This is a genomic window from Faecalibacterium sp. BIOML-A1, from assembly GCF_009679715.1.
Classification (GTDB): Bacteria; Bacillota; Clostridia; order Oscillospirales; family Ruminococcaceae; genus Faecalibacterium; species Faecalibacterium taiwanense.
In genome coordinates this window covers 1-12405 of record NZ_WKZJ01000016.1, presented here as the reverse complement: position 1 = coordinate 12405, position 12405 = coordinate 1, and the positions used below count along the sequence as shown (strand labels likewise).

The window sequence follows — 12405 nt, the reverse complement described above, 5'->3', positions numbered from 1 at the left end:
AAAGAAACCGCATCCCGGCAGGATGCGGCTTCGGCAGGGCAAAAATTATGCGGCAAGGGCTTTCTCGATGTTGGAAAGAATGGTGTCGTGATCCTCGGCGCACACCAGAACCACCTCACCGGTGGGAGCTACGGTGACGGTGGCCGCCTTGGCGACCAGATACTGATCCTCAAGGTAGTGCTCCATGGACTGCTGCTCACTCTGCACATAGGCTTCCAGTGCGGCTTTCACGGCATCGGTCTTGCCCTCGGCTGGCTTTACGATGGCAACGGCGTAGCTGCGCACCATCATGGAGGAAACAGAGGCAGCAAAGCTCTCGTAGCTGCCGTCCTCAAGGCCCAGCAGGGGGAACACGATGTCTTTCAGCTCGTCATTCAGCTGGTCGGCCTCATACTCGGCGCTGTAGCCGTCGATGGCGGTGAATTTGCCGTCCTCACCTTTGGTAAAGATCATATCGTATTCGTTGTCCTCGTCGGTGCGGGCATCGTGGATGATCTGGGAGTAGTCCTTCGGGGCGGAAGAGTCGGCCTTGCTGCCGGCAGAGCAGCCCACCAGAGCAAGCAGGCACAGACCGGCAAGCAGGGAAGCAATGATACGTTTCATAAGTGAAATCCTTTCGTGTGTGAAAATCTTCGTGTGAAAGCGGGCGCAGCGGTTTTGAAGCTATTGTGTGCTGTTTTGCGCCTGCTATCCATAATACGAAAGAACACCCCGGCAGAATTGCACCGCAAACGTAACCATTTTATGAACAGCGTTACAGCATAAGGGCATCCAGCTCGCCGTGGTTCACCGGCGTGGAAAGGATGATCTGGGTGCTGGTGGTGCCCAGCTTCTGGAACTGCAGGATCAGGTGTTCCAGCTGGGGCATGCTGCCGCAGCTCACCTTGACAAGGAAGGTGTATGCACCCGTGACGTGGTAGCACTGCAGCACTTCCTTGCTGCTTTGCAGCAGCTCCAGAAAGGCATCCTGCTTGGAAGGTGCTACCGAAAGGCTGATGAGGGCATCCACATACATCCGGTCAGCGGGGCGGTTCAGGGTGACGGTGTAGCCGCTGATGATGCCATCCGTTTCCAGCTTGTGAATGCGGCTGGAAACGGCAGGACTGGTCAGCGATACCTGCTCGGCGATCTCCTTGACCGGCATCCGTGCGTTCTTTGCCAGCAGGGAGAGAATCTTACGATCCAGATCATCCATGGGGAATACTCCTTTTTGAAAATATGTTGGATTGTATAAAATTTTTTGAAAGTAAAGTTTTATTGTTGGTGCAAACATACAAAAGTCAAAAAATTTTGCTTTTGCTTTGCTTTGCGTTAATTATATAAAGTTTTACCGAAAAAGTAAAGACTTAATTTAAAGCAAAACCGGAAAATTTTGTTTGACAAGAAAACAAAAAGGGGTATAATACATCATGCAAGGCAGCGCAGAACAGAAAGCGCCTGCCGCTTTGAATTTGAGATTCACCACTTTATATACTTTCCCACCCCTCTATACACAAAAGCCCGCTGCCAGGCGGGTTTTTGTGTTTGTTGGGGATTTTTTCTTTTTGAAAAAAGCAGTGGCAGACAATGTACTCGACCCATAGAGCAGCTGCTTTCGGCTGCGACCCCGCCCGTGAAAATGCAAGCCCGGAAAGTCTGCGGACTTTCCGGGCTTGTTCTATCTCAAAATATTATTCCGCTGATGATAGCCGGAGCACAGCGGAGGCGATTTAGATCGTGTACGCCTATCAGACCAGATACCCTTCAAAGCAGTGCAGGTCTTCCGTCTTGACGATGCCCTCCAGATACAGCCCGTCCTCCCGGTATTCCTCCACCTGCACGCTGCCGCGCTCCCGCATGGGGGCGGCAAGGCCCAGTTTATCGTAGGGCAGCAGCACCTTTAAGGTGTGCACCCGGTCGCTGAGCACCTCGTCCAGCTTTGCCAGCAGGGTGTCCAGACCGTAGCCGGTCTTGGCACTGGTGAGCAGGATGTCCGGGTCAAAGCTCATGGCACCCGGCTTATCGCACTTGTTGTAGACGGTCAGGCGGGGGATGTCCGCACAGTCCAGCCCGTCCAGAACCTCGTCCGTGACGGCCAGCTGCTCTTCCCGCTGCTCATCGCCTGCGTCTGCCACACGGATGATCACGTCCGACCATGCCGCTTCTTCCAGCGTGGACTTGAAGGCTTCCACCAGATTGTGGGGCAGGCGGGACACAAAGCCCACCGTGTCCACCAGCAGCACCGCCATGCCGCTGGGCAGTATCAGCTTGCGGCTGGTGGGGTCCAGTGTGGCGAACAGCATGTCCGCTTCCGCTACGCTGGGGCCGCACAGAGCATTCATCAGGCTGGATTTGCCCACGTTGGTATAGCCTACAAGGCTGACCACCGGCATCCCGGTCTTGGCACGGGCCTTGCGGCTCTCGCCCCGGCGCTTTTCCATTTCGGCCAGCTTTTCAGCCAGCGCATCGATGCGGGCATGCACATGGCGGCGGTCCAGTTCCAGCTTGGTCTCACCGGCACCGCGGCGGGCACCACCGCCGCCGCCGCCACCGCCGCCCTGACGGCTGAGCGCTTCGCCCATGCCCTGCAGACGGGGCAGGCGGTAGCGCAGAAGGGCCAGTTCGGTCTGCAGCTTGCCCTCGTTGGTGACGGCGCGGCTACGGAAAATTTCAAGGATCAGCATGGTGCGGTCGATCACTTCCAGTCCGCCCAGCGCATTGGAGATGTTGCGGATCTGGCTGCCGGTCAGTTCACCGTCAAATACGGCGCATTCCGCGCCCAGCGTTTCGGCGGCAAGGGATGCTTCCTCCAGCTTGCCGCTGCCCAGCACGATGCCGGTCTCTGGGGTCTGGCGCTTCTGGGTCACCTGTGCCACGGCTTCCATGTGGTTTGCTTCGCACAGGGCGGAAAGCTCTGCAAGGCTGCGCTCGCAGTCCCACAGGCCCTGATCCAGCGCCAGCAGAATGACCTTCGTCGGGGGTGTTTCTACCAAAATATCGTAAAGTTCGCTCAAAGTAAGTCCTTTCTGTTATATCGTTCTCTTGTCAGCAGATAGCTTCTGCACTCCACCGGTGTGCCGTCAAACTTGTGATCAACGGTGTCGTGGTGGTACACAAAACCGGCTTTTTCCATCACCCGGCCGCTGGCAGGGTTCTCTTTTGCGTGGCAGCAGGTGAGCCAGCCGCCGTCTGTATTCTCAAACCAGTAGGTTACTGCTGCTTTTAAAGCTTCGGTTGCAAAACCATGGTTCCACCAGTGCTTCCCGATGCAGTAGCCTGCTTCCCAGATACCGTCTGTGCAGTCCTGTTGCGGCCAGAGCGCTTTCTGTGCCGGGTCACCGAGCAGAGCATCGAAGATGCCGATGCTGCCAAACACCTGCCCGGAAGCCTTTTCCATAATGGCCCACTGGTAGTAGTCCGGGTTCGGGTAAAGGGTGGCCCATGCCGCCAGCAGACCTACGGTCTCCAGCGCGTTTTTGTGCGGCTCCCACCGCAGAAAGCGGGTCACTTCCGGGTCGGATGCCCAGTTCGTATACATCTGCTCGGCATCCTCGGGCAGAAGCTGGCGCAGGAAAAGCCGGTCGGTCTCAAGCGTTTGCGTTCCGGCATGGCGCATGGCACACACCTCCCCACTTTATAAAGTATGCATAGGATAGCACAAATTTTGCGTTCCTGCAAGCGCCGCCGTGAAAAAACGCTTGACCGGACGGCATTTGTGCATTAAACTGAAAGCCAAGCGTTTTTGTAGGAAAAAGGAGAACTCCCTCATGAAGGATGTGCGTGAAATTTTAAAAAAGCGCCCGCTGCTGTTCGATGGCGGCATGGGTACATATTATAAGGCAAAGCCCGGGCAGGAATGTGAGCAGGCAAACCTGCTGGACCCGGACGGCATTTTGACCGTGCACCGCGCGTATCTGGAAGCGGGTGCCGATGCTATCAAGACCAACACCTTCGGCCTGCCGCGCATGGCAGCAGCGCAGAACCCCATGTGGGAGGCCATGGCGGACGAAGGCTGGAAACTGGCTGCACAGGCCGCTGCAAAGACCAGCGCTGCCGTGTTTGCCGATCTTGGCCCGGCCCCGGACACCGAGGCACTCCCGGCGGCACAGATCTATACGGCCCTTGCCGAGCGGTTTGCCGCATTGGGTGCAAAGAACTTTTTGTTTGAGACGCTGAGCAGCGATGCCGGTGTGGCCGAAGCCGCGCGGCAGATCAAAGAAGCAGTGCCGGATGCCTTTGTGCTGGTGTCCTTTGCAGTGCTGCCGGACGGCTACACCCGCGAGGGCCGTCACTGCGCAGAGCTTGTGCGCAGCATGACTGCCTGCGGTGCAGTGGATGCTGTGGGCCTGAACTGCGTTTCTGCTCCCGGTGCCATGCGTGCGCTGGTGCAGCAGCTTGGCGAGACAGAGCTGCCGCTTGCAGTGATGCCCAACGCGGGCTACCCGGTGGTCACACGCACCCGGGTGCAGTATCAGGGCAGGCCGGAATATTTTGCACGGGAGCTGGCCCGCCTTGCTGCCGAGGGTGTGCGCATTCTGGGCGGCTGCTGCGGCACTACGCCTGCCCACATTGCGGCCCTGCGTGCGGCACTGGATGCCTTGCCGGAAACACTGCCTGCAGCCCCGGCAGCAGCAGTCTCCACTGCCGCAAAGCCGGAGGTGGAAAAAGACGATGCCTTTCTGCGCAAGCTGAACACGGGCAAAAAGGTGATCGCCATTGAGCTGGACAGCCCCAAGGATGCCGACCTGACCGGCTATCTGGACGGTGCACGCCGCCTGCAGGCTGCTGGTGCAGACCTTTTGACCATTGCGGACTGTCCCATTGCCCGGGCACGGATGGATTCTTCGCTGGTGGCCTGCCGGGTGCACCGGGAGCTGGGGCTGAACGTGCTGCCCCACATGACCTGCCGCGACCGCAATCTGAACGCCACAAAGGCCCTGCTGCTGGGCCTGTACGCCGAGGGCGTGCGGGAGGTGCTGGCCATCACCGGCGACCCCATCCCCACCGCGGAGCGGGACGAAGTGAAAAACGTGTACCAGTTCAACTCCCGCAAGCTGGCGCAGTACATCGTCTCGCTGGCAGGGGAGGGCCGGGAGATGCCCTCGCCCCTCACCGTGTTCGGTGCGCTGAACCTGAACGCCCGCAACTTTGATGTGGAGTTGCGCCGCGCACAGGAAAAGCTGCAAAATGGCATGAGCGGCTTCCTTACCCAGCCGGTGCTCTCCGCACAGGCGGTGGTGAACCTGAAAAAGACCCGCGAAACGCTGGGCGAAAAGGCGAAAATTCTGGCCGGCATCATGCCGGTGGTGAGCCAGCGCAACGCCATCTTTATGGAGAACGAGGTCAACGGCATCCATGTGGATGCTGAGATCATCGAGCGCTTTGCCGGGCTGGACCGTGCGCAGGGCGAAGAGCTGGGGTTGGAAGTCTCGGTGAAGGCCGCGCAGGCCGCAGCGCCCTATGCAGACGGCTTTTACCTGATGACCCCCTTCAACCGCATCGCCCTGATGGAGCGGCTCATTGCAAGGCTGAAGGATGAAGGAATCGCGGATTGAAAATGGCCGATGCGTTTGCTCTGGCCATTGATAGCGGAAAAAATATTTTTTATATTTGCGTTTGTCGTGGCCTGTGGGCCACTCCAAACGCGCTTTCACGAATAAGGCCTAAACCGTAAGATGCAGCGGGATAAATTCTTTTGAAGAAAAAGTAATTGACAAATCGCACAAAAAACGCTATATTCTTTTTATAAATGCGTTGAAGAAGAGTGTGCATCGCTTTTGCCATCCAGAGAGCCGGGGGCTGCTGAAAACCCGGTATGGCCCGGCGGTGTGCTGTCACTTTGGAGCAGGAGCGGTGAGCTGAAGAGCAAGCCGCTCTCGGAGCTGTCCCACGTTACCGGGGCATCAAGGGGCGCAGGATGCTCTGCGCAATTTGGGTGGTACCGCGGTTATTACAGCCGTCCCATGGAACGTTCCGTGGGACGGCTTTTTTCGTCCCACTTCATCATTTTTTACTGGGAGGACCCTATGAAAGAACTTGCAAAACAGTATGATCCCAGCCAGGTGGAAGACCGTATCTACCAGTTCTGGCTGGACGGCGGCTACTTCCACACGAAGGCAGACCCCGACAAGAAACCCTACACCATCGTCATGCCGCCCCCGAACGTCACCGGTCAGCTGCACATGGGCCATGCGGTGGATAACACCATGCAGGACATCCTCATCCGCACCAAGCGGATGCAGGGCTATGCCGCCCTGTGGGTGCCCGGTACCGACCATGCATCCATCGCTACCGAAGCCAAGGTGGTGGAGGCCATGCGTGCCGAGGGCCTGACCAAGGAGATGGTGGGCCGCGATGGTTTTCTGGAGCGCGCTTGGGCATGGAAGACCAAGTACGGCAACCGCATCGTCAGCCAGCTGAAGAAGCTGGGCAGCAGCTGCGACTGGGATCGTGAGCGCTTTACTATGGACGAGGGCTGCTCCGAGGCTGTCAAGGAAGTGTTCGTGCGCCTGTACGACAAGGGCCTGATCTACCGCGGCAACCGCATGGTCAACTGGTGCCCCCACTGCAACACCTCCATTTCTGATGCCGAGGTGGAGTACGAGGAGAAGGACGGCAGCTTCTGGCACCTGCTGTACCCGGTCAAGGAGACCGGCGAGATGCTGGAGCTGGCTACTACCCGTCCCGAGACCATGCTGGGCGATACCGCTGTTGCCATCAACGGCGATGACCCCCGCTATGCCCATCTGCACGGCTGCCATGTGGTGCTGCCCCTGCTGAACAAGGAAATCCCCATTGTGTGCGACGAGCACGCCGACATGACCAAGGGCACCGGTGTGGTCAAGATCACCCCCGCCCACGACCCTAACGACTTTGAAGTGGGTCTGCGCCACGACCTGCCCATCGTGCGTGTGTTCACCTACGACGGCCACATGACCGGTGCTGCCGACAAGGCTGCTGCCGATGCCCTGTTCGCCGCCGGCAAGAACGCCATCAATGAGCCGGAGGTGCTGGACTGCGGCAAGTATGCCGGCATGACCACCCTCGAGGCCCGCAAGGCCATTCTGGCCGATCTGGAAGCAGGCGGCTTCCTGAAGGAGATCGAGCCCCTCAAGCACGAGGTGGGCACCTGCTACCGCTGCCACTCCACCATTGAGCCCATGGTGTCCAAGCAGTGGTTTGTGAAGATGGAGCCGCTGGCAAAGCCCGCCATCGAGAGCGTGGAAAAGGGCGAGATCAAGTTCGTGCCCGAGCGCTTCACCAAGAACTATATGAACTGGATGAAGAATACCCGCGACTGGTGCATCAGCCGTCAGCTGTGGTGGGGCCATCAGATCCCGGCATGGTACTGCGACGACTGCGGCGAGACCGTGGTGGCAAAGTCTGCTCCCTGTGCCTGCCCCAAGTGCGGCAGCGCAAAGCTCACGCAGGACCCCGATACGCTGGATACCTGGTTCTCCTCCGCTCTGTGGCCCTTCAGCACGCTGGGCTGGCCCAATGAAGAGAGCGAAGACCTCAAGTATTTCTACCCCACTAACACCCTCGTTACCGGCTACGACATCATCGGCTTCTGGGTCAGCCGCATGATCTTCTCCGGTCTGGCCTACACCGGCAAGGCACCCTTCAGCACGGTCTGCATCCACGGTATCGTGCGCGACAGTCAGGGCCGCAAGATGTCCAAGAGTCTGGGCAACGGCATCGACCCGCTGGAAGTCATTGCCCAGTACGGCGCAGATGCCCTGCGCTTTATGCTGGTGGATGGCTCCACCCCGGGCAACGACATGCGTTATATCGAAAAGAAGGTGGAGGCTGCCCGCAACTTTGCCAATAAGCTGTGGAATGCTACCCGCTTTGTGCTGATGAACCTGCCCGAGGACTTTACCCCGGGCCTGCCCAGTGAGGACAAGCTGGATATGAGCGACAAGTGGGTGCTCACCAAGCTGAATCAGGTGGCCGGTGCCATGACCGACAACCTCGACCACTACGAGATGGGTCTGGCCGCCGCCAAGATCAACAGCTTTATCTGGGATGTCTACTGTGACTGGTTCATCGAGATCGCAAAGCCCCGCCTGAACTCCGGCGATGCCGAGCAGGCCGACACCGCCCGCCGTGTGCTGGTGTATGTGCTGGACAAGGCCCTCAAGCTGCTGCATCCCTTCATGCCCTTCATCACCGAGGAGCTGTATCAGGCTCTGCCCGGCTCTGCCGAGACCATCATGACCCAGAGCTGGCCCACCTTTGACGAAGCTCACAACTGGGCCGATGAAGAGGAAGCCTTTGAAAAGGTCATGGACTACATCAAGGCCGTGCGTACCATGCGCACCGAGATGAATGTCCACCCTGCCAAAAAGACCAGCATGATCATCGAGACCGCCGACGCTGCACCCTTCCAGAAGGCACAGGTCTATCTGGCAAAGTTCGCCTTTGCCACCGACGTGACCTTTACCGAGAAGTACGAGGGCAGCACCGACGGCATGGTGCAGGTGTCCACCCACGCCGCCCGCGGCTTCATCCCCATGATGGAGCTGATCGACCGCGACAAGGAACTGGCCCGCCTGAACAAGGAAAAGGCCAAGGCCGAAAAAGAAATGGCCATGTTCGCGAACCAGCTGAACAACCCCAAGTTCGTGGAACGCGCCCCGGCGGCACTGGTGGAGGATATCCGCAATAAGTACGCCAAGAGCCAGGATAAGCTGGCCAACATCGAGCAGAGCATCAAGGCTCTGGGCTGATTTGAGCGGGGAATATAACAGCAGCGCACAGCGCACTTCGCCGTGGGTGACCGCAGGGCGGGTGATCTTTACCCTTGCTCTCATCGGCTGCATCGCGTTCATCTTTTCCAATTCCATGAAGATCGCCTCGGTGTCTACTGTGTCCAGCAGCCGGGTGCTCACTCTGCTGCAGGCGGCTCTGCGCCGTCTGGGCCATCCGGCCCTTGCCCAGCGCCTGACCGACCACATCGTGCGCAAGCTGGCACACTTCTGCGAGTATATGCTGGAGGGCTTTCTGCTCATGCTGTGTATGCGGGTGTATACCCGGCAGTATATCTGGCACATCAGCGTGCCCATGCTGGGCGGTGTGCTCACTGCGCTGACCGATGAGACCATCCAGATCTTTTCGCCCGGACGCAGCAGTCAGGTCACCGATGTGTGGCTGGATTCAGCCGGTGTTCTGGCGGGCATCCTTACGGCGCTGGTGCTCATGGCGCTGTGCAGATTGTTGTTCAACCATCGTAATAAGGAGTAACCAATGACCATCGAACAGGCAAATCAGTATTTTGCCGCCCTGCCGGACGGTTTTGCCTCCACCGAACAGCTGCGCGCCGCGTTCACCGCGCCGGTGCAGAAGGTGCAGTTCGTGGGCGTGGCAGGCACGGCAGGCAAGACCGTGACGGCCCGTCTGCTTGCGGCCATCCTGCACGCACAGGGGATCCATGCCGGCCTGTACCATGCCGGGTGCCGCCCGCTGTCGGAGCGCATCTGCATCGATGATGCCCCGGTGGACGAGGGCCTGCTGGCTCTGACTGCGGATGCCCTTTCCGCAGCCGAAGCCCTGCCGCAGGATGCAGCGGAGCTGGCCGCTGCGGCCAACTGCTTTGGCGCAGCGGGCTGCACGCTGGCCGTGGTGGAACTGCCGGATGCGGGCCTTGCGGAAGCGCTGCCCGGCATGCCGGTGTGCGCCGTCACGTCGGTCGGCCCGGACGGTGTGAGCCGCTCGGTGGAGCGCCTTGCGGCTTTGGCAGCAGGTGTCATGCGCAAGGAAAGCATCTGCGTCACCGCGCCGGAGCAGCCCAAGTCTGTGCTCAGCGAGCTGATCGTGGCCGCAGGCAAGTGCGGCTGTGAGCTGGTGGTGCCGGACCCGGAGGATATCACCTTTCTGGAGGCAGAAAAGTTTGCCAGCAAGGTGGACTACGGCGGATATACCGTGCCGCTGGCTTTTCTGGGCCGTCATGCGGCGGGCAGCGCTGCCATGGCTGTGGAGCTTTCGCTGGCGCTGTGCCGCAAGGGCTTTGATATTACCGACGATGCCATTCTGGAAGGTCTGGCTGCGGTGGAGAACCGCAGCAGCATCCGGGTCATCTCGCAGCGCCCACTCATCATTCTGGATGCCTGCCGCACCCCGCAGCAGGCAGCGGCCTTGCTGCGTGTGCTCAACATGGCCAAGGTGCGCCATATGAGCGCCATCATCGGTCTGGCAGAGGAGGAGGGAGCCGAAGCGTTCTTCTCCGCACTGGAGACCGGCCTGACCCCTGAAGAGCAGAAAAAGGATAAGTCCACCATGCCCGGCATGAGTGAGAACCCCTTTGATAAGGTGTATCTTGTCACCCCAGCAGGCGGCGATGACGAGATGACGGCCCGCTTGACCGAAAAGGCAAAATATCATTTTGATGCCGAGATGTGCACCAGCATTGCCGAAGCAGTGGAGCTGGCTCATGCCAACACCCGCCGCGGCCTGCTGGTCTGCGGCGGTGAAGCTGCCGCGCTGGAAGCGGCTGAACTGCTGGTGAACAACTGAGCCGACACGCTTCCCTAAAAAATAAACGAAAGATCCCGTACACTGAAACCATGTGTACGGGATCTTTTTATTTTTGGCAAAGGAGATGGACAAACCATGGCAACGGTAAGCTTCAGCCCGGCGGGCGATGTGCTTTATGCCTACCTTGCGGGCGAGATCGATCACGATGCGGCGCAAAGCCTGCGCATCCAGCTGGATGATGCACTGGTCAGCCGTGCCCCACAGACCATGATCCTGGATTTTGGCGGGGTCGGATTTATGGATTCATCTGGTGTAGGGCTGATCCTGGGGCGGCAGCGCATTGCCCGCACACTGGGCACGGCACTGCGGGTGCAGCACACACCGTCCCAGCTGGAAAAGGTACTGCAGCTGGCGCGCATCCCCTGCACGGATGCAGGACAGAAGGAGGAATAAACCATGAAAGCGGAAAACACAACAAAGATCCAGTTTGATTCCCTCAGCGTGAACGAAAGCTACGCCCGGGGCGCAGCAGCGGCCTTTCTTGCCCGGTACGACCCCACCGTGCCGCAGCTGGCCGATATCAAAACGGCAGTGTCTGAGGCGGTGACCAACTGCATCGTCCATGCCTACCCGGACCACATCGGGCCGGTGGCCATGAGCATTGCAGTCTATCCCGGGCGGGAGGTGCACATCACGGTGGCAGATAAGGGCATCGGCATCCCGGATATCCCGCAGGCCATGGAACCGCTGTTCACCACCGGAAACCCGGAGGAACGCTCCGGGCTGGGCTTTGCGGTGATGCAGAGCTTTATGGATAAGGTCAAGGTCATCTCAAAGCCCGGCAAGGGTACAAAGGTGCTGCTCATCAAGCGTCTGGCCCAGAGAGAATGATACATAACAGGAAAGGCAGGCAGGAGCATGGTATCGGATAAGACCCGGCGGGACGCATTCATTGAGCAGAATCTGGGGCTGGTGCACGCCTGCGCCGGGCGCTTCCGCGGGCGGGGCATAGAGTACGATGACCTGTACAGTGCCGGATGCATGGGACTTGTAAAAGCCTGCGATAATTTTGATGAGAGCCGCGGCGTATGCTTTTCTACCTATGCAGTGCCGGTAATTTTAGGCGAGATCAAAAAGCTGTTCCGGGACAGCGGCACAGTCAAGGTGAGCCGCTCCTTAAAAGAATTAGGAATGCGCGTACAGGCGGCACGGGAGCATCACATGAAAGTGTGCGGTACGGAGCCGACCCTTTCTCAGCTGGCGGAAGAATTGAATGAACCTACAGAGAACATCACACTTGCCATTCAGGCGGCACAGCCCGCCATGAGCCTGACCCCGGAAAATGAAGAAGAGGACCGGCAGATGGATATTCCAGTAGAATCTCCGGAAGAAGCATTGGCAGAACGTATCAGTCTGGAAGAGGTGCTTCACGCTTTGCCGGAACAGGACAGGCAATTGATCCGCCTGCGGTTTTATGGCAACAAGACCCAGAGTGAAACTGCAAAGGTACTGCATACCACACAGGTGCAGATCTCCCGGCGGGAACGCAAGATACTGGTGCAGCTGCGCCGCCGACTTTTAGAAGATTAGATGTCATACTTTCCAGATTAAAAGAAAAAAACTGGGCAAAAAGCCAAAAGCCGGATTTTTGCGAAAAATATGAAGAAAATGCTTGCTTTTTGCAAAAGGCTGTGCTAAAATACATTACTGTCAGGCGGACATCCGACAGAATGAAACACTTCAGAAGGAACGTCCTAACGTGAAGAATCGATGAGCTTCCACAAGAAACTCAAAAATAATTCAAAAAAGTGCTTGACAGCTTATCACGAAAGTGATAAAATAAATGAGCTTTCAGCCGCAAGGCTGAGGCGCGCAGGACCTTGAAAATTGAACAATATCGAAAAACTTGTAAGGAACCTTTTAAGTGTTTGGAAAAACACTAAAAACAAT

11 protein-coding genes and 1 other annotated feature are annotated in these 12405 nt (G+C 58.2%); of the genes, 7 read left to right on the top strand and 4 right to left on the bottom strand.

The window, feature by feature from the left end; translation table 11 throughout:
- Window positions 1-45: 45 nt before the first annotated feature.
- The 4 genes from GKG36_RS13285 to GKG36_RS13270 all read right to left on the bottom strand — a co-directional run bounded on the left by GKG36_RS13285 (window position 46) and on the right by GKG36_RS13270 (window position 3595).
- Entirely contained in the window at window positions 46-603 is a 558-nt protein-coding gene (locus tag GKG36_RS13285; protein WP_154261153.1) for a DUF4358 domain-containing protein, read from the bottom strand.
- A gap of 151 nt (window positions 604-754) precedes the next feature.
- Window positions 755-1195 (bottom strand): Lrp/AsnC family transcriptional regulator, encoded by a 441-nt coding sequence (locus GKG36_RS13280; RefSeq protein WP_005945452.1) that lies wholly within the window; start codon window positions 1193-1195, stop codon window positions 755-757.
- A gap of 532 nt (window positions 1196-1727) precedes the next feature.
- Window positions 1728-2993, bottom strand: coding sequence for a GTPase HflX (gene hflX, locus GKG36_RS13275; RefSeq protein WP_005945458.1), 1266 nt, complete (start codon window positions 2991-2993; stop codon window positions 1728-1730).
- Window positions 2990-3595, bottom strand: a complete 606-nt coding sequence (locus GKG36_RS13270) for a GNAT family N-acetyltransferase (protein ID WP_154261151.1) — start codon at window positions 3593-3595, stop codon at window positions 2990-2992. Before GKG36_RS13270 ends, hflX begins: the two co-directional genes overlap by 4 nt.
- A gap of 151 nt (window positions 3596-3746) precedes the next feature.
- Between GKG36_RS13270 and GKG36_RS13265 the strand changes: the two genes are divergently transcribed.
- From GKG36_RS13265 to GKG36_RS13235, 7 genes are all read left to right on the top strand, one after another.
- Window positions 3747-5534 (top strand): bifunctional homocysteine S-methyltransferase/methylenetetrahydrofolate reductase, encoded by a 1788-nt coding sequence (locus GKG36_RS13265; RefSeq protein ID WP_154261149.1) that lies wholly within the window; start codon window positions 3747-3749, stop codon window positions 5532-5534.
- Window positions 5535-5724: 190 nt separating this feature from the next.
- Window positions 5725-5946 (top strand) — a binding site (T-box leader).
- Window positions 5947-6005: 59 nt separating this feature from the next.
- Window positions 6006-8711, top strand: coding sequence for a valine--tRNA ligase (locus GKG36_RS13260; RefSeq protein ID WP_154261147.1), 2706 nt, complete (start codon window positions 6006-6008; stop codon window positions 8709-8711).
- Between the two features lies 1 nt (window position 8712).
- Entirely contained in the window at window positions 8713-9225 is a 513-nt protein-coding gene (locus GKG36_RS13255) for a VanZ family protein (RefSeq protein WP_101956512.1), read from the top strand.
- Between the two features lie 3 nt (window positions 9226-9228).
- Window positions 9229-10494 (top strand): folylpolyglutamate synthase, encoded by a 1266-nt coding sequence (locus GKG36_RS13250; protein ID WP_154261145.1) that lies wholly within the window; start codon window positions 9229-9231, stop codon window positions 10492-10494.
- 96 nt (window positions 10495-10590) lie between these two features.
- The gene (locus GKG36_RS13245) at window positions 10591-10908 is read left to right on the top strand and encodes an STAS domain-containing protein (protein ID WP_005945481.1); all 318 of its coding nucleotides are present in this window, start codon (window positions 10591-10593) and stop codon (window positions 10906-10908) included.
- Window positions 10909-10911: 3 nt separating this feature from the next.
- Window positions 10912-11346 carry an anti-sigma F factor gene (spoIIAB, locus tag GKG36_RS13240; RefSeq protein ID WP_005945484.1) on the top strand — a complete coding sequence of 145 codons (435 nt, stop codon included), beginning with the start codon at window positions 10912-10914 and terminating at the stop codon, window positions 11344-11346.
- A gap of 27 nt (window positions 11347-11373) precedes the next feature.
- Window positions 11374-12045, top strand: a complete 672-nt coding sequence (locus GKG36_RS13235) for a sigma-70 family RNA polymerase sigma factor (RefSeq protein WP_097776626.1) — start codon at window positions 11374-11376, stop codon at window positions 12043-12045.
- Window positions 12046-12405: the final 360 nt, after the last annotated feature.